The 15,389-nt window shown below is 69.1% G+C and carries 18 protein-coding genes; 5 read left to right on the top strand and 13 right to left on the bottom strand.

Features of this window, described 5'->3' with window-relative positions; genetic code table 11:
* Nucleotides 1-148: 148 nt before the first annotated feature.
* Nucleotides 149-1,408 (top strand): putative Na+/H+ antiporter, encoded by a 1,260-nt coding sequence (locus R0D99_RS15590; protein ID WP_317749093.1) that lies wholly within the window; start codon nt 149-151, stop codon nt 1,406-1,408.
* Nucleotides 1,409-1,444: 36 nt separating this feature from the next.
* Nucleotides 1,445-2,176, top strand: coding sequence for a helix-turn-helix transcriptional regulator (locus tag R0D99_RS15595; protein ID WP_317749095.1), 732 nt, complete (start codon nt 1,445-1,447; stop codon nt 2,174-2,176).
* A gap of 370 nt (nt 2,177-2,546) precedes the next feature.
* Here R0D99_RS15595 and R0D99_RS15600 read toward each other — a convergent pair whose 3' ends face one another.
* Nucleotides 2,547-2,855, bottom strand: coding sequence for a hypothetical protein (locus R0D99_RS15600; RefSeq protein ID WP_317749096.1), 309 nt, complete (start codon nt 2,853-2,855; stop codon nt 2,547-2,549).
* A gap of 238 nt (nt 2,856-3,093) precedes the next feature.
* On the opposite strand from R0D99_RS15600, the gene R0D99_RS15605 reads away from it, so the two are divergent.
* Together R0D99_RS15605 and R0D99_RS15610 are read left to right on the top strand one after the other, a co-directional pair.
* Complete coding sequence (locus R0D99_RS15605) at nt 3,094-4,344, top strand: MFS transporter (RefSeq protein WP_317749097.1); 1,251 nt, start codon at nt 3,094-3,096, stop codon at nt 4,342-4,344.
* Between the two features lie 273 nt (nt 4,345-4,617).
* Nucleotides 4,618-5,430, top strand: coding sequence for a crotonase/enoyl-CoA hydratase family protein (locus R0D99_RS15610; RefSeq protein WP_317749099.1), 813 nt, complete (start codon nt 4,618-4,620; stop codon nt 5,428-5,430).
* A gap of 130 nt (nt 5,431-5,560) precedes the next feature.
* Here the strand turns inward: R0D99_RS15610 and R0D99_RS15615 are convergent, their stop codons facing one another.
* From R0D99_RS15615 to R0D99_RS15630, 4 genes are all read right to left on the bottom strand, one after another.
* Entirely contained in the window at nt 5,561-6,235 is a 675-nt protein-coding gene (locus tag R0D99_RS15615; RefSeq protein ID WP_317749100.1) for a hypothetical protein, read from the bottom strand.
* Nucleotides 6,236-6,247: 12 nt separating this feature from the next.
* Nucleotides 6,248-7,534 (bottom strand): FIST signal transduction protein, encoded by a 1,287-nt coding sequence (locus R0D99_RS15620; protein ID WP_317749101.1) that lies wholly within the window; start codon nt 7,532-7,534, stop codon nt 6,248-6,250.
* A gap of 34 nt (nt 7,535-7,568) precedes the next feature.
* Entirely contained in the window at nt 7,569-8,504 is a 936-nt protein-coding gene (locus R0D99_RS15625) for a PhaM family polyhydroxyalkanoate granule multifunctional regulatory protein (protein WP_317749102.1), read from the bottom strand.
* Between the two features lie 116 nt (nt 8,505-8,620).
* On the bottom strand, nt 8,621-9,646 hold the full coding sequence (locus tag R0D99_RS15630; RefSeq protein WP_317749103.1) for a hypothetical protein: 1,026 nt from the start codon (nt 9,644-9,646) through the stop codon (nt 8,621-8,623).
* A 4-nt stretch (nt 9,647-9,650) separates the two neighbouring features.
* Here R0D99_RS15630 and R0D99_RS15635 point away from each other — a divergent pair, with 4 nt between their 5' ends.
* Nucleotides 9,651-9,851 carry a hypothetical protein gene (locus R0D99_RS15635; RefSeq protein ID WP_317749104.1) on the top strand — a complete coding sequence of 67 codons (201 nt, stop codon included), beginning with the start codon at nt 9,651-9,653 and terminating at the stop codon, nt 9,849-9,851.
* On the opposite strand, the gene R0D99_RS15640 is transcribed toward R0D99_RS15635, so the two are convergent.
* From R0D99_RS15640 to R0D99_RS15675, 8 genes are all read right to left on the bottom strand, one after another.
* On the bottom strand, nt 9,841-11,058 hold the full coding sequence (locus tag R0D99_RS15640; protein WP_317749105.1) for a methanobactin export MATE transporter MbnM: 1,218 nt from the start codon (nt 11,056-11,058) through the stop codon (nt 9,841-9,843). The two genes, R0D99_RS15635 and R0D99_RS15640, sit on opposite strands and share 11 nt — an antisense overlap.
* Nucleotides 11,058-12,035 carry an MbnP family copper-binding protein gene (locus tag R0D99_RS15645; RefSeq protein WP_317749106.1) on the bottom strand — a complete coding sequence of 326 codons (978 nt, stop codon included), beginning with the start codon at nt 12,033-12,035 and terminating at the stop codon, nt 11,058-11,060. The genes R0D99_RS15640 and R0D99_RS15645 overlap by 1 nt, the downstream gene beginning before the upstream one ends.
* A gap of 31 nt (nt 12,036-12,066) precedes the next feature.
* On the bottom strand, nt 12,067-12,546 hold the full coding sequence (locus R0D99_RS15650) for a copper chaperone PCu(A)C (protein WP_317749107.1): 480 nt from the start codon (nt 12,544-12,546) through the stop codon (nt 12,067-12,069).
* Nucleotides 12,543-13,127, bottom strand: a complete 585-nt coding sequence (locus R0D99_RS15655) for a Crp/Fnr family transcriptional regulator (protein WP_317749108.1) — start codon at nt 13,125-13,127, stop codon at nt 12,543-12,545. Before R0D99_RS15655 ends, R0D99_RS15650 begins: the two co-directional genes overlap by 4 nt.
* A 91-nt stretch (nt 13,128-13,218) precedes the next feature.
* Complete coding sequence (locus tag R0D99_RS15660) at nt 13,219-13,650, bottom strand: DUF2946 family protein (protein WP_317749109.1); 432 nt, start codon at nt 13,648-13,650, stop codon at nt 13,219-13,221.
* A gap of 72 nt (nt 13,651-13,722) precedes the next feature.
* Nucleotides 13,723-14,202, bottom strand: coding sequence for a copper chaperone PCu(A)C (locus R0D99_RS15665; RefSeq protein WP_317749110.1), 480 nt, complete (start codon nt 14,200-14,202; stop codon nt 13,723-13,725).
* Between the two features lie 37 nt (nt 14,203-14,239).
* Complete coding sequence (locus tag R0D99_RS15670) at nt 14,240-14,884, bottom strand: SCO family protein (RefSeq protein ID WP_317749111.1); 645 nt, start codon at nt 14,882-14,884, stop codon at nt 14,240-14,242.
* A 79-nt stretch (nt 14,885-14,963) separates the two neighbouring features.
* Nucleotides 14,964-15,320, bottom strand: a complete 357-nt coding sequence (locus tag R0D99_RS15675; protein WP_317749112.1) for a hypothetical protein — start codon at nt 15,318-15,320, stop codon at nt 14,964-14,966.
* Nucleotides 15,321-15,389: the final 69 nt, after the last annotated feature.

The following is a 15,389-nucleotide window of genomic DNA, read 5'->3' on the forward strand; positions in this document are numbered from 1 at the left end:
TTTCTGGAACCCCAGACCGCAAACCCTCTCCCTTTAAGAGGAGGGCCGTGAGGCTCACCCCGCCCACGTGGCACCCCTTGCCGATGCGCGCCGGTATGACCGGCCATCCAGCACGGCGTCCCGTCACCGCCATCAGAAGCCCATAACAATGACCGCTGCCCCCATGCAGTGGGTGGCCGCCGCCTTGTTCGCGCTGGCCATCCTGCACACCTTCGCCACCAAGTTCTTCGACCACCTGTCGCACAAGCAGCCGCAGCACGCGGGCGTGTGGCACCTGCTGGGCGAGGTGGAAGTGGTGTTCGGCTTCTGGGCCATCGTGATGGTGGCGGCCATGTTCGCGCTGGTCGGCGGCACGCAGGCGCTCGAATACGTCGATTCGCGCAACTACACCGAGCCGCTGTTCGTCTTCGCCATCATGGTGGTGGCGGGCACGCGGCCCGTGCTGCAGACGGCCGGTGCCGCCATTCGCGCCTTGGCGCGGCTGATGCGCCTGCCGGGCGCGGTGGGCAACTACCTGCTGCTGGTGGGGCTGGTGCCGCTGCTCGGCTCCTTCATCACCGAGCCGGCCGCCATGACGCTGGCGGCGCTGATGCTGTCGGGCACCGTGTTCGCCCAGCCCGTGTCGGAGCGGCTGAAATACGCCACGCTGGGCGTGCTGTTCGTCAACATTTCCATCGGCGGCACGCTGACGCACTTTGCCGCGCCGCCGGTGCTGATGGTGGCCGCCACCTGGGGCTGGGACACGCCCTTCATGCTGGCCCACTTCGGCTGGAAGGCCGCGCTGGCGGTCATGTTCAACGCCATCGTGGTGACCGTGGCGTTTGCGCGCGAACTGGGTCGTTTGCCGGTGCCCGCCGCGCCGCCGGGCGAACAGCCCATGCCGTGGGCCATCGTGGCCGTGCACCTGGCGCTGCTGGCCGGCATCGTGGTGTTTGCGCACCACCCGGCCATGTTCCTCGGCCTGTTCCTGCTGTTCATGGGCCTGGCCACGGCCTACCCGCAGTACCAGGACCGCCTGATCCTGCGCGAAGGGCTGCTGGTCGCCTTCTTCCTGGCCGGCTTGGTGGTGCTGGGCGGCATGCAGGCGTGGTGGCTGCAGCCGCTCTTGATGAGCATGTCGGAGACGGCGGTGTTCTTCGGCGCCATGGGCCTGACGGCGATCACCGACAACGCGGCGCTGACTTACCTGGGCTCGCTGGTCGAAGGCTTGAGCGACGGCTTCAAGTACGCGCTGGTGGCCGGCGCCGTGGCGGGCGGGGGCCTGACCATCATCGCCAACGCGCCCAACCCGGCCGGCATCGCCATCCTGGGCAAGCATTTTCATGAGCAGTCGGTCAGCCCGCTGCACCTGCTGCTGGCGGCGCTGCCGCCCACCGCCGTGGCCGCGGCAGCGTTCTTTCTGCTGTAGCGTGCCGCGCCCGGCGCGGCGTTAGAGTGACGCCCCATGAGCACCACCGCCGATCTCGTCACCGCGCTGAAGAAAGAGCTGAAGGCCGCGCACATGACCTACGCCGACCTGGCGCGCGAACTGGGCATGGCCGAAAGCAGCGTCAAGCGCATGCTGGCGCGGGGCGACATGCCGCTGTCGCGCGTGGACGCCATCTGCCGCGCGCTGAAGATCGACTTTGCCGAACTGGCGCAGCGCGTGGCCGACGCGCAACCGCTGCTGAAGGAACTGACGCTGGAGCAGGAGCGCGCGGTCGTCGCCGACGAGAAGCTGCTGCTGGTGGCCACCAACGTGCTCAGCCAGTGGACGCTGGAGCAGATGACCGCCGCCTACCGGCTGACCGAGGCCGAGGTGGTGAAGTACCTGGCACAGCTGGACCGGATTGGCGTGATCGAGCTGAAGCCACTCAACCGCTATCGGCTGAAGCTGGCCAAGACCTTCCGCTGGCGCCCGCACGGCCCGGTGATGCAGTACGTGCGCGAGCACGCGGTGCTGGACTATTTTTCAGGCGGCTTCGACGGTCCGGCCGAAGGCCTGCTGCTGGTGCACGGCAGCGTCAGCCGCGCGCTGGCGCCCGCGTTTCTGGAGCGGCTGCAGCGCGTGGCACAGGACTTTGCGCAGCAGCACCAGATGGACCAGAAGCTGAAGGACGCCGACCGCGAGGGCTACACCCTGCTGCTGGGCATGCGCCGCTGGGAATTCGCGGCCTTCGCGCGCATGCGGCGGTGAGCGGTGAGCGGTGAGCGCTGGGCGCCGGGAAACCCGCACGGGCGCCAAGCCCCTCGTGGCTTGGCCTTTCAGACACTTCAAACCGTCATTCCCGCGAAGGCGGGAATCCAGGGCTTTCAGACTGCACCGATGCCTGCCACAGGCACTCTGGATTCCCGCCTTCGCGGGAATGACGGCGCAAATTGGGTCGCATGTTTGTAGGTTCGGCTCTTGTGCGCCTCGCGGAAACAACGATAGAACGGCTTCGAGTCGACGCGTTGCTGATCAACAAGACAGCGCGGGGAACGCGAACCATGCCGTCCGCATTCCCCGCGCTGCCTGAGCTATCGCGTGCGGTCACGTACCCGTGACCCGCTGGCTACCAAGCCTCTCAGCTGCGCTCACCCGTGCTCAGGCGCTCGCCATGGGCCAGCGCTTCGCGCGTCTGCTGGCGCACTTCGGCGCGGCTGGGGCGGTTGACGTCGTTGGCGGGCTGCGCCACCACGCCGGTCATCTCGCCCGAAGCCACCTGCTGGATCGACACCGGCTGGCGCGCCACGTCAGACGTTGCCGTGGTGTTGAAACGCACCTGGCTTTCGGCGAACGGGCCTTCGCCCGCGGCGGGCATCTGGGCCATGGCGTTGCCGGCCAGCAGCAGGGCGGCGGCGGTGGAAGCGAGGGTGGCGGTGAACTTGTTCATGGTTTTCTCCAATCAATGAATCGACTTTCAGACCGGCGATGCCGCCGGGGCTTGTGTCGGGTGGCTGATGGGTCAGCGCGTCCGATGGAAGGTAGTTTCGCGTCGGCATGGCGTTTAAAAAAGCACCGCTGCGTGAATGGATCATTTCCAATTCGGAAACAATCAAAAGCTGGCGTACGCTTGCGGTGGCGCGCCGGCGTTGCACCGGCCGCCTTCGCCCCACGCACCGCTCTCCGCCATGACACCGCCTACCCACGCCGCGCCGCCGCTCAGTCCGCGCACGCTGGTGCTGGGCCTGTCGGCGCTGCAGCTCATCAGCTGGGGCAGCGTGTTCTATGGCTTTGCGCTGTTCATGGGGCCGGTGGAGCAGGCGCTGGGGCTGACGCGCGCGCAGTCGTCGCTGGCCTTCAGCCTGGCGCTGCTGGTGGAGGGGCTGGCCGCCTTCGCCGTCGGCCGCTGGATCGACCGCGGCCACGAGCGCGCGGTAATGACCGGCGGCTCGCTGCTGCTGGCGGCGGGGCTGGCCGCGCAGGCGCTGGCGCACTCGCTGGCGGGCTTTTACGCGGCGTGGGCACTGCTGGGGCTGGGGCTGGCGGGGGCGCTGTATTCACCGGTGTTCGCGGTGGTCACGCGGCGTTATCCGCACGACTTTCGGCGCGCCATCATCACCATCACCTTTCTGGGCGGGTTGGCCAGCACGGTGTTCATCCCGCTGACGGACGTGCTGGTGCGTGCGCTGGGCTGGCGCGGCGCGTCGTGGGCGCTGGCGGCGCTGCATCTGGCGGTGTGCGTGCCGCTGCACGCGTGGCTGCTGCGCGGCGCGCCGCCGACGCGGCCATCCACACCGCCAGCCGGCGGCGATGCGCGCGCGGCCGAGCGGCGGCCGCTGGCGGCCTACCTGCGCAGCCCGGTGTTCCGCTGCCTGGGCGTGTTCACGGTGCTGATGATGGCCGTGGTCGCCGCCATTCCGCCGCACCTGGTCAGCCTGCTGCGCGAAAGCGGCCTGCCCCCGGCCTGGGCCATTGCCGTGCCGGCCAGCGTGGGCCTGCTGCAGGTGCTGGGCCGGGTGGTGCTTTACCTGGGCGAGCGCCGGCTGAACGTCGACACCACCAACCGCTGGGTGCCAGTGGGCGTGGTGGCCGGCCTTTGCGCGCTGCTGCTGGGCCACGGGCACATGGCGGGCGCGCTGCTGTTCGTGGCACTGTTCGGCATCGGCAACGGCATGCTGACCATCGTCAAGGGCACCGCCATGGCGCAATACGTCAGCCGCGACCACGTCGGTGCGCTCAACGGCGCGCTGGGCCTGCCGCTGGCCCTGACCCGCGCCGCCGCCCCGCTGGCCGTCGGCCTGCTGTGGTCGCCGCGCTGGGGCTACACCGGCGGACTGGCGCTGCTGCTGGCGACCAGCGTGCTGGGCACGGCGATGCTGTGGCGGGCGCAGCGGTTGGCCGGCGTGGGTGCCGGCGGCAAAACGCTATCGAATGGATAGCTGATTGCGCTTACTGGGTAAGCGCTGGGGCGAATTTACATCGGAATTTCTTGCGCAGCGGCGGCTGGTGCCGCGCTGCGGCGTCCGCGCCCCGCGACCGCCCGCGCCGCCTGATTTAGCGCGGCGCCCACCGCCCTTCGGCAGCTCTGATCATTACTTCAGATTTCATAGCTGCCCGCGCTTTTCTGACAAGCGTCAGCGGCCTGTTTGATCCAACAACTTCGCAGCACCCGCGCGACACCCTGCCCCGCCCGCCACGGCTACGATGCGCCGATGAACACCGCCACCCCCACCCCGCCCGAAGGCCGCATCGTCTGCGAGGCGCGCGGCCATCTGCTGCTGATGCAGATCGACCGCCCCGCCAAGCGCAACGGCTTCACGCCCGCCATGTACCGCCAGCTGGCCGACGCCTATACGCGGCTGGATGACGACCCCGCGCTGCGCGTGGGCGTGCTGCATGCGGCGGGCGAGCACTTCACCGCCGGGCTGGATTTGCCCAGCTTCGCGCCCTACATGCAGCGCGGCGAGCGCGTCATCCCTGACGGTGGCGTCGACCCGCTCAACCTGGGCCAGCCCGCTTACCGCCGCCGCACCAAGCCCGTGGTGGTGGCCGTGCAGGGCATCACCTACACCTTGGGCATTGAGCTGATGCTGGCCGCCGACATCGTCGTCGCCGCCAGCGATTGCCGGTTTTCGCAGCTCGAAGTCAAGCGCGGCATCATGGCCACCGGCGGCGCCACCCTGCGCATGGCCGAGCGATCCGGCCTGGGCAATGCGCTGCTGCACCTGCTCACGGGCGACGAATTTGACGCCGCCGAGGCGCTGCGCCTGAATTACGTGCAGAAAGTGGTCGAGCCCGCCCAGGTCTTGCGCGAGGCGCTGCGAATAGCAGAGCAAATCGCCGCCCAGGCCCCGCTCGCCGTCGTCGCCACGCGGCTGAATGCGCTGAAGTGCGTCGAAGAAGGCCCCCTGGCCGCCATGCGCGAATTCGAGGCAACGCAGCAGCGGCTGGCGACGTCGGAGGATGCGAAGGAGGGGGTGAGGTCGTTTGTGGAGAGGCGGGCGGCGCAGTTCACAGGCCGATGACTCATGAGCGTCCCGCGCCGCAGGCGCTGAACGAAACCTAGCATGCTGGCCGTCAAGGCGCGACAGAAAAATGGGTTTCGCTCCTCAACTCAGCCTATGAATTTGCAACCCCGCCGAGCCAACACGATATTCAAACAATGAAGCACGACCGGTCGTTATGGAACCGACTATGTACGCCAAGCACTTGATAGAAATTTTCCAAGAAATCAATAACTGACTTAATTGCCCAACCAGCACATTCCGCACTCAGACACTGATCTGGAAAAAATTTAGCGCCGCTAGACACGAAAGGAGGGAGATGGTTTTTCAAGAAACGCAGCTTGTTGCTCAGAGACTGGTTAGCGGCATCGTCCTCAGTCCAATGAGATTTATAGTGAGTGAGAGCATTTCGCACCTCCACTAGAGTTGCGACGTTTTGACACAATGGCTGACCTTTTTCTATCGAAGGCAATCTCAACAAGTGAAGAACCAAATCAAATCGTTCCAGCACCCTTTGCTTATCTATCAGTTTTGCGAGAGGATTTAAAAGCTCCCGGGCGGCGATATTTACACTGTTAGCACCCAGATAAGCTCCAGGCCCAAATACACATATTTCATGAATTTCAGCTTCAAGCGCCGCCGTACTCTGCATCAACACAGCGGTGACAAGGCCTCTATGCTGTATTGCGGTTGCAGTATCGATCTGTGCCGTTGCATTCCGTTCTATCTCACGCGCTTGCCGTGCAAATAAAATCGACGCTTGAAGAAATTGCCTGGTGAACGAATAGCGTGAATCTGCGTACGCGATTGTGTTGAACTGCATCATTGTCAAGAGTAATCAGTGGTCGCTGCTATCAGTGCTCGGCAAATCCACAAACACCGTCAACACCCCCGTATACCCATACAGGTGATGCCGTGCGATTTCGCCGCCGGCGAAGAAGCCGACCAGGGGCACGTCGCCCAGGGCGTGGCGCACGATCTGCAGTTCGGCGCTGGGGCCGCCGAAGTGGGCGCCGCCGCGGCCGGCGCAGCTGACGTAGAGGGCGCCGCGGATGCGCCGGGCCGGGTGGGGCGCTGACGCCTCGTCGGGCGGCGCGGCCAGTTCGGCGGCGGTGGTGGCGGTGACTTCCTCGGGCTCCAGCTCTTCGCGGATTTCGGCGCAGATGCGCATCAGGTCGGCGCGCGCGGCCTGGGCGTTGCGCTGACAGAAGGCGGCGCGCTGGCCGACCTGGGGGTAGTCGGCCATGGCCACGCCACGCCGGCCAGGATCGACGCCGATGATGTGGCGCACGAGGACGTCGGCGCCAAAGTTGCCGGTGCGGTGCACGCCCTGCTCGCCGGGGCTGGCCAGGCCGACCAGGGTGCGGCGCACGACGTCGAGGGCAGCGCGCGGCTCGTCCAGACTGATGCGCAGGTCGCGCAGCATCACGTCCAGCGCGGGTTCGCCGTTTAGCGCCAGCAGCACGTTGCCGTCGGCGGCGGTAACTTCGCGCTCCGGGCCCACGGGCTGCGCGCCCTGGGTGACGCGCGACACCAGCGCCACGCCCTCGGCCAGCGCCACCCCCGACAGGCCGCCGGTGAAGACGCCGCCCGCCGCGCCCTGCCCCGGCACGTTGCCGTGGCCGCTGGCGGCAAACTGCACCACCTGCGAACGGCTGGAGGCCAGTCCGCCGAACAGGTAGCCGGTGCGGGTGCGCTGGGCCATTTCGGCGATCAGGTCGGCCACGTCGGGCGTCTGCGCGTCGGCGTGGATGAGCGCGGTGTGCGGCGTGAAGCCGCCGCCGGACGGCAGCGGTGCAACGCCGGAAAACACGCGGTATTGGTCGACCGGCAAATCACACAGCATGACGGAGAGCGCCGGCTCGTCGATGTATTCGGCGCCGCTGGCGCACACGCCGACGCCGACGGTGCCGGCCCAATCGGGCACGTCGGGCAGTTCGGCCTGCAGGTGGTCGAGGATGGCGCGCGCGTCGCCCGCGTAGTGGTCGGTGATGTAGAGCAGGCCCAGCGCGGGCGCGCGGGCGTAGCCGGGCAAGGTCATCTGCGCGCGCAGTTGCGCCAGCACCAGCCCGCAGGCCATGCGCCATTGCGGGTGGGTGGCGTGGCCGGTGGGAAAGAGCGTCATGTCAGGGGGGCGCCGCGCGGCCGGGCGTGCGCGGTCAGCGCCCGAACTTGAAGGGCGGCGGCAGCGGCCAGCCGGTGGCGGCGGGTTTGGTCTTTTTGGCGGGGACCGGGTCAGCGGCGGCGGTCTTGCCGGCTGGCGACTTGCGTGCGGCCGGGGCGGCCTTCTTGGCCGCGGCCTTGCGGGCTGGCTTGGCGGGCGATTTCCTGGCGGGGCGCTTTGCGGCGGCGCCCTTGCGTGCGGTCTTTTTGGCCGTGGGCGCTTTGCTGGCGCCGCCTTCAGCTACTGAATCAGGAGCATCCGGCGCTGCACCAGTCGGCGCTGGGGCCGCATCGCGCAGGGCGTTGGCGGCGATGTGCTGGAACTGCTGGGTCAGCGCGCCCCACCACTGCATGGGGTCGGTCAGCCCCGGCGCGGCGGGGGCGGCCGCGGCCTTGGCAGCGGGCTTGCGTTTGCGTGCGGGGGCGGCCTTGGGGGCTGGCGCGGCGGGTTCGGGGTCGGGCTCTGCAGGTGGCTCAGGCACGGCTTGGGGCGCCGCGGCGGGCGCAGGTGCGGGATCGGCCTGGGGCGCGGCGGGCGTGGCGCTGAAGGGCCACTGGTCGGGCCGGCTGGGTGCGGGCTCGGCCGCGGCCGCGGCGGGGGCGGCCGTCACGTCGGGCGTGGGGATGGTGAAAGCCTTGGCGACCTCGGCCATGCTGACGTTCATGCCCTGCAGCGTGGCCAGGGTCATCTTCTGCACTTCCAGCGCCTGGATGGTGGCCTTGAGCGCGGTGCCGTTCTGCTCCAGCCAGAACAGCACGGCCTTCAGGTCCTTGATGCGCTTGTCGAGCTCTTCCACGCTGATGGTGGGCGCTACCCAGTGGTGCAGCGCCGACACCGGGCCGGCGGCGCCCTTGCCGCCGGCGGCCAGCTGTTGCAGGAAGTCGAAACCGGGGATGAACTTGCCGAAGTCGAACGCGTTGGCTTCATTCATGGCGCAGGCCTTTCGTTGGGCCACCGCGCGGGCGCGGGTGCGGTGTCTCCTTGAAGGCGGCGGCTGCCTGCAGCTTAACGCAATCGAGGGTCAGAGTGATCGACGAAGGCCCCGTCTCAAGGCGCCCTCGACGCACTGCGCAGCGCGGCCGCCACGTCGTCGATGCGAAACACGGCGCGCAGCGCAGCAAAGCGGCTGCGCCAACCACCCGCCGCTTCGGTTCCAACTTCCAGCCGCAGGGCGATGCCTTCGCGCGGCAGCCAGCCCAGCATCAGCGCCGCGCGGTTCGCGGGCCGATAAGCGTTCAGGCCCAGCTCGGCGGCGATCAGCGACACGCCCGCGCCCTGCAGGCGTTGGCGGCTTTGCAGCCGCTCCAGCCGCGCGCCCAACTCCCATTGCGGACGTATCGCCCATACACCCTCGACCCAGCCGCCGAGCGTGTCGCCGCCATAGTCGCCCAGGCCGTTGCGCGAGCGCAGTGGGCCGCGGTCGCGGTGCCACAGCGTGGCCGCGGAGGCCGACAGTGGCAGATCGTGGCTGAGCCAGCGCGCGCTGGCGCCCAGCACCTGCGAGCGGCCGGCGAAGCACACCATGTCCTTCAACGCCTCGTCGCACACCGGCGCGGCGTGCGAATGGCCGCCGCCCGCCAGCGCCGCGCGCGTACCGCGCCCGGTGGGCTCGAAATGCGCGGCAAAGGCATCGAAGGTGAAATCGCCCGCGGTCACGCCACCGTGCAGTGACAGCGCCACGGGCGTGCCTGCGCCACCGGGCCAGACGCGGCCGCGCCACAGGCCGGCGTCCAGCGTCAGGTCGGCACGCCCGATCGCGCGTCGCCACCCCAGTTGCACACCGTCGTCGATCCAGTCGTGCCCGAAACTGGCCTGCTTGGCCAGGGGCACCAGGGCAAAGCGGTCCAGATGACCGGCCGGCGCGACCACGGCCCCCAGCGCGGGCCTCTGCCGCCCCGCCGTCAGGCGCCAGTCGGCGCCGGGTTGCCATTGCAGCCAGGCCGCTTCGAAATGCGCCGGGTCGCCGCCGTGCTTGCCGAGCGCGGCGTAGGCCCCCCCACTGCCCGTGCAGTCGCCAGCCGGCGTCGAGCACCGCGTGCTCCGCTTGCGCGCCGCGCGCGTCCATGCCGGCATCGCCTTGCAACAAAAAGCCCGGCAGCCGCTGCGACGGCAGCTCGCGCGGCGCATCCAGCACGCGCAGCGCGCCTGCCACGCCCACGCGCACGCCGGGTTCGCCAGGCAGCGGGTCGGCTTCACTGCCGTGCGCGCGCACGCTGGTTTGCAAGCCAAAAAGGCCGCCAGCGCACGCCAGAAGCGCGCAAGCCGCTCTACTTTTTGAACGGATCGGCGAACTTGGGGTTGGTGACGAGGTCATGGTCGGTCAGGGTTTTGAGGAAGGCCACCAGGTCGGATTTCTCCTGGGCGTTGAGGTCGATGCGGCTCACCAGATCGCTCTTGAACGGGTTGCGGCGGCCATCGCCCGCGTGGGGTCCGCTTTCGATGTTTCGGCCGCCGGCGGCGTAGAAGTCGAGCACGGCTTCCAGCGTGGCGATGCTGCCGTCGTGCATGTAGGGCGCCGTCAGCTCGATGTTGCGCAGGCTTTGCGCCCGGAACATGCCCATGTCGGCCGGCTTGCCGGTCAGCTCGAACACACCGCGGTTAGGCTCGGGAAAGGCGCCCGTGCCGCCGATGTTGAACAGCCCGGTGTTGTGAAACGGCGTCTCCAGCACTCGCGTGGTGGCGTGGGCAAACTGGTCGTTGAAGTTGGGGCTGCCGTGGCAATGAAAGCATTCAGCCTTCTCGCCAAAAAACAGCTGCATGCCGCGCAATTCGTTGGCCGTCAGCGTGCCGGTGCCGGCGTTGAACCGGTCGTAGCGGCTGCCCGCCGAGATGATGCTGCGCTGGAAGCTGGCCACCGCCTTGATCACGTTGGCCCAGCTGATGGGCTCTGCCTGACCTGGAAACGCCGCCGCAAAGCGCGCCACGTAACCGCTGTCGGCGGCCTGCAGGCGCGCCAGCACCGCGGCCTTGTTGCCGTCGTTGACGCCCATCTCCACCGGCGCGTCGCCGAACAGCGGCACCTCCATCTGCTTTTCCAGCGTCAGCAGGCTGGGGTTGGCCCAGGTCAGCGTGGGACTGTAGACAACGTTGGCCAGTGGTTGCGCGTTGCGGGGGTGCGGCACGCCGGTCGAGCCGATCGACACCGCCAGCCCGTCGGTGAACGCCTTGCTTTGCTGATGGCAGCTGGCACAGGCCTGCGTGCCGTTACCGGACAGGCGCGCGTCGTAGAACAGAAAGCGTCCGAGTTCGACCTTGGCGGCGCTCATCGGGTTGTCGGCGGGCACCGCCGGCACCGGAAAACCGGCCGGCAACGACCACGTCCAGCCGCCGTCGCCGCCTGGGCCGGGGCCAGTGGCCGTGGTGTCGGTGACCGACACCCCACCGCCGCCGCACGCGGACAGCACGAGCGCGAGCGTGGCGCCGGCGAGCGCCAGACGCCCGGTCGCTCGTGCCCCCTGCGGATCATCGAGCCACCGGGTCGCCATCACTTGGCCCGCGCGCTGAACAGCTGCTGCGCCGCGCCGCCATTGATCGGCAGGCCGCTGGCGCCGGCACCGTAGGCAATCTGCAACTGGCTGAAGATCGCCGGGCATTCCGGATCGGTGGTGCCCGACATGCAGCCGATCGGGCCGCCGCCGTCCTGCGTGACATTGCTGCCGCTGAACAGCTTGCCGATGTCGAGCACGACGTTCTGCTTGCTGGCGTCAAAAGCGGGCAGCGTGAAGGCCATGCGGTTGGGCGCAGCGCAGGTGTAGACCGGATTGCCGGCCGGGTCTTTCACTGCGGCGCCGTTGGCATCGACCTTGGCCGCGCAGCCGGTGGAGCCGAGGTGCACATAGAAGGTGTTGGCCGAGCCGCCGTGCGGGTTGGTCGACGTGGGCGCGGTGGTGATGCCGCCCACCGGGTCAATCTCGATCTTGCTGAACTTGCGGCCCGACTGCCAGCTCCAGGCCATCGCGGCGATGTCCAGCGGCGCCTTGCCACCGGCGATGGCGCTGTGGTTCAGCGTCTCGGGCACGCCCATCTGCGCCGACAGGCCGACGTAGGTGCCGGCCGGCACCGTGCCGGTGACGACGGCGTTCATCTCCTTGGTGTTGTCGGCGTTGGCGCATTTGCCGCTGGCGTCTTCCAGGTCAATCAGCGTGACCGCCTCGTCGCCCTGCGTCAGCTGCCAGGCGTTGCTGTCCAGCGTCACGGGTACGGCAGTGCCCTTGTCGTTGATCAGCGCCAGTTGGCTGACGTAAAAGCGCAGGTCGTGCACGTCGGCGGCGACGCCGGCGGTGCCCACGCTGGGCAGGCGCGTGCCGCACGCCACCGGTTGCGTGCCGTTGACGGCGGCAAAGCGGATTTCGACGCGCTTGGGGGTGGTGTCTTCGCCACCGCCGCCACAGGCGGAAAGCAGGGCGGCGGCGGCGACGACGCAGAGGTGGCGGGGGGACAGATGAATCGAATGGTGTTTCATGATTAAGCTCCAACAGATAAAAAACAAAACTTCAATGGATATGCGGCGCTGGTCGCACCGCGGCGGGTGTGCCACGGGTGCGTGGCGTTTGCACCCAGGCTTTGACGGTGACTGCGCCGGCGCGCGCGAAGTGCAGCGTCAGATCGACCCGCTCGCCGTCGCGCAGCGCTTGTCGCAGGCCGATCAGCGCCAGTCGGTACAGGCCGTCGTGGCGCAGCGGCGTTTCGGCACCTGGCGCCAGTTCGATCGCCGTCACCGGGGCGCCGTCGCTCTGGCGCTGCAGCACCACGCGCTCGGCCACCGGCGTGCTGGCGCCGATGAGCTGGTCGGCCTGCGCGCCGGCGTTGCGCACGCCGCGCAGGTAGGCTGCGCCGTCCGCCGCGCCAGCATCGCTCGGCGTCGCGTAAGGATGGTCTATGCGCAACGCGCCGGCACGGAAGTCATGTGCCAGCGCTGACTGCGTCAGACCGACGGCCAACAGCAGCAAGGCGCCGTGCAGGCGGCGTCTCAAGCGACGCTCCCTGCCAACGCGCGCGCACGCGGCCGGCGGGCGCGCCGCACAGGTACGGACGGCAGCAGCCGGCGCAACTCGCGGCACACGGTCTCGGGGGCGCTGTCGACAATGGCCGCCAGGTCCTTGAGCTGCGGCAACGCGCGCCGCTCCAGCGGTTCGCCGCGCCCGCGCGCCAGCAGCCCGAGCAAGCGGGCCACGCGCTGGCGTGCCGGGCCGCTGCGCAAGCCCGCCATGTCCACCGCCTGCCGCTGCTGCTGATGCGCCAGCGCGGCCAATATGCGGGCCGGTTCGTCGTCGCCCCAGGGCTCGACCTCGGCCGCGGTGACGGCGGTGACGGTGCACGCGCTCGGCTCGGCCTGCCAGGCCTCGAAGCCCACGCCATCGCCCGGCCCCGCCAGTTGAATCAGCGTGAGTGCATCGTCGGTGACGCGCTCGACCCGCAGCGTGCCACGCCGGATGCGCCAGCAGCGGCCTGGCTCGCCAGCGCGCAGCAGCACCTCGTCGGGGCGCAGTTTCAGGCTGTCATGCGCCCGCGGCGCCGCAGCCGCTGCCCGGGTGGGCAGCAAGATCATGTCCATGATGAATTTCCCTTGAGACGAAACGAACCTGCACGGTCGCGCGCGAGATGCGCCGTGCGGGCAAACGCCGGCCCGCTGGCCGGCACCGGGGTCAGGCGCGCTCGGCGCCCGGTTCGCTCAAGGATTGCGGTGGCCCGCGCGGCAAGGGCAAGCGGCCCCGCCGCTCGACCCGCGCCGGGTCGTCAGCCGGGATCAGCGTCCCGGGGGCGGCGCCGGCCTGGGCCCAGACCCACGGCGGGCTGGACGGCGCCAGCCGGTCGCCCATCAGCACGCACAGCGGGCAGTGGTCCAGCGAAGGCGAGGCCGGCGTCTGCGAGTCGGCAACGCCGGACTCGCGTGCGTCGGCATCCGACAGCGCCACCCAGCGCACGCCCTCGGGCGTGCACACCTGCGCCCAACCACCACCGCCAGCCGCTGCCAGCGTGCGCGACACCGTGGGCGCCAGCGTAGCCAGCACCAGCACGAGCCAGACCAGCCAGCGCGAGCCAGGGCGGGCGTGACACGGTGCGCGACGCGGGTGCATGGTCTGGTTGCGAGGTGCGAGGTGTTAGGTGCGCCGCACGCCGCGCTCAGCGCGCGGCCGCCGGCGATGGCATCAGTGCTTGTGCTGGCCGGAATGAGGGCCGCTCGTGGCCCCGCCGAGCGCCTTCACCGGCGCCATCAGCTCGCGCGTGAAGGTCTTCTTGCTCACCGCATCCTCGAAGGTCAGCGTCACGGGCACCGTCTCGCCGCCTTTCAGTGTCTGCTTTAGGTCCATCAGCATGACGTGGTAGCCGCCAGGCTTGAGTTCAGCGGTGGCGCCCTTGGCGATCGGCAGGCCGCCTTTCAGCTCGCGCATCTTCATCACGTTGCCTTCCATCGCCATCTCGTGGATTTCGACCACGCCGGCGACGGGCGAAGCGCCGGCGATCAGCCGCACATCCTGCTCGGCGGCGATGTGCATGAAAGCGCCCGTTGCCTTTTGCTGCGGCACCGTGCCGCGCACCCAGGCGTCGGAGACGGTGACCTGTGCGTGGGCGCTGGCGCTGGCGCTGGCCAGGACAAGGGCGGCAAGGGTGAGGGTCATTCGTTGCATGGTGAGCTTCCTTTCGAAGGGTGACAAAAAAAACGGGTCAGGCGGGGCGCAACAGCAGCGCCAGGTCGTGCGCGTAGTCCTGCGCGGTCTGCTCGTGGCGCAGCGCCAGGCGCAGGCGGCCTTGCGTGTCGAACACGTAGGACAGCGCGGTGTGGTCCATGGTGTAGCTGCTGCCGGTGGGCACTTGCTTGTAGTACACCTTGAACTCGGTGGCGGTGGCCTTCAGGCGTTCGGCGTCGCCGCGCAGGGCGACGAAGCTGGGATCGAAGGCGGCCATGTACTGGCGCAGCATTTCGGGCGTGTCTCGGTCGGGATCGACGGTGACGAAGATCACCTGCAGCTTGTCGCCGTCAGGGCCGAGCATGCGCTTGACTTCAGCCGCGCGCGTCAGCGCCGTCGGGCACACGTCGGGGCACTGCACAAAGCCGAAGTACAGCAGCACCAGCTTGCCGCGAAAGTCGGCCAGCGTGCGCTCGCGGCCGTCCACGTCGGTCAGGCGGAACTCGCGCCCGTAGTCGGCGCCGGTGATATCGATGCCGCGAAAGCCCGCGCGCTGGCCGGTGGCCTCGGCGAGCTTGTCGCAAGCGAGCAGCGATGCGCCGCCAAGCGCAGCCAGTGCGATACCGCCAAGCCGCGTCAGTGCTGCCCGGCGCGGCGAATGATGAGCGATGACCGGGGGCATGCCGCCCTCCCAAATGCCGAATGAAAACAGGCACCAGCGCTTGACAGACAAGCGCGAGCAGCTACATAAACAATAGCAATCAGACGGGCAGCGGGGGCGCGCGGGCGCGCCACGGCAGCGCGGCGGCACGAGGCAATGGGCGCGCATCGGCCGACGCCCATGACTGCGCCGGCACCTGCGGTGGCTGCGGCGCGATGAAGGGCGCGGGCGGCGGGGCCGACGCCACCAGGCACAGCGCGCAGTCGAGATGGGCGGCGCCCAGTTCCACCGCGCCGTCGTCGGTGTGCACCACGGCCTTGATCTGGCCGCCGGCGCCGCAGACCAGCTCGATGGCCTGCGGATGGATCAGCGGCGCTGCCGCCGCCACGCCGAGCGCGAGCGCGAAGCACGCCAGCCAGAGGCGGGCGAAGGAGCGGGCACGGCGCAGGGATTCCATCAGGCCGTGATTATCGTCCACGCGCCGCGCCGTCCGTTGCGCGACATCAAGCGGGGGTCGCGACGGCTA

The sequence above is a fragment of the Ottowia sp. SB7-C50 genome (assembly GCF_033110285.1).
GTDB lineage: Bacteria > Pseudomonadota > Gammaproteobacteria > Burkholderiales > Burkholderiaceae_C > Ottowia.

Bases quoted from the DNA above. Each gene is read 5' to 3' on its own strand.
- R0D99_RS15590 (WP_317749093.1), top strand. From the start codon at position 149: ATGACCGCTGCCCCCATGCAGTGGGTGGCCGCCGCCTTGTTCGCGCTG.
- R0D99_RS15595 (WP_317749095.1), top strand. From the start codon at position 1,445: ATGAGCACCACCGCCGATCTCGTCACCGCGCTGAAGAAAGAGCTGAAG.
- R0D99_RS15600 (WP_317749096.1), bottom strand. From the start codon at position 2,855: ATGAACAAGTTCACCGCCACCCTCGCTTCCACCGCCGCCGCCCTGCTG.
- R0D99_RS15605 (WP_317749097.1), top strand. From the start codon at position 3,094: ATGACACCGCCTACCCACGCCGCGCCGCCGCTCAGTCCGCGCACGCTG.
- R0D99_RS15610 (WP_317749099.1), top strand. From the start codon at position 4,618: ATGAACACCGCCACCCCCACCCCGCCCGAAGGCCGCATCGTCTGCGAG.
- R0D99_RS15615 (WP_317749100.1), bottom strand. From the start codon at position 6,235: ATGATGCAGTTCAACACAATCGCGTACGCAGATTCACGCTATTCGTTC.
- R0D99_RS15620 (WP_317749101.1), bottom strand. From the start codon at position 7,534: ATGACGCTCTTTCCCACCGGCCACGCCACCCACCCGCAATGGCGCATG.
- R0D99_RS15625 (WP_317749102.1), bottom strand. From the start codon at position 8,504: ATGAATGAAGCCAACGCGTTCGACTTCGGCAAGTTCATCCCCGGTTTC.
- R0D99_RS15630 (WP_317749103.1), bottom strand. From the start codon at position 9,646: ATGCCGGCATGGACGCGCGCGGCGCGCAAGCGGAGCACGCGGTGCTCG.
- R0D99_RS15640 (WP_317749105.1), bottom strand. From the start codon at position 11,058: ATGGCGACCCGGTGGCTCGATGATCCGCAGGGGGCACGAGCGACCGGG.
- R0D99_RS15645 (WP_317749106.1), bottom strand. From the start codon at position 12,035: ATGAAACACCATTCGATTCATCTGTCCCCCCGCCACCTCTGCGTCGTC.
- R0D99_RS15655 (WP_317749108.1), bottom strand. From the start codon at position 13,127: ATGGACATGATCTTGCTGCCCACCCGGGCAGCGGCTGCGGCGCCGCGG.
- R0D99_RS15660 (WP_317749109.1), bottom strand. From the start codon at position 13,650: ATGCACCCGCGTCGCGCACCGTGTCACGCCCGCCCTGGCTCGCGCTGG.
- R0D99_RS15665 (WP_317749110.1), bottom strand. From the start codon at position 14,202: ATGCAACGAATGACCCTCACCCTTGCCGCCCTTGTCCTGGCCAGCGCC.
- R0D99_RS15670 (WP_317749111.1), bottom strand. From the start codon at position 14,884: ATGCCCCCGGTCATCGCTCATCATTCGCCGCGCCGGGCAGCACTGACG.
- R0D99_RS15675 (WP_317749112.1), bottom strand. From the start codon at position 15,320: ATGGAATCCCTGCGCCGTGCCCGCTCCTTCGCCCGCCTCTGGCTGGCG.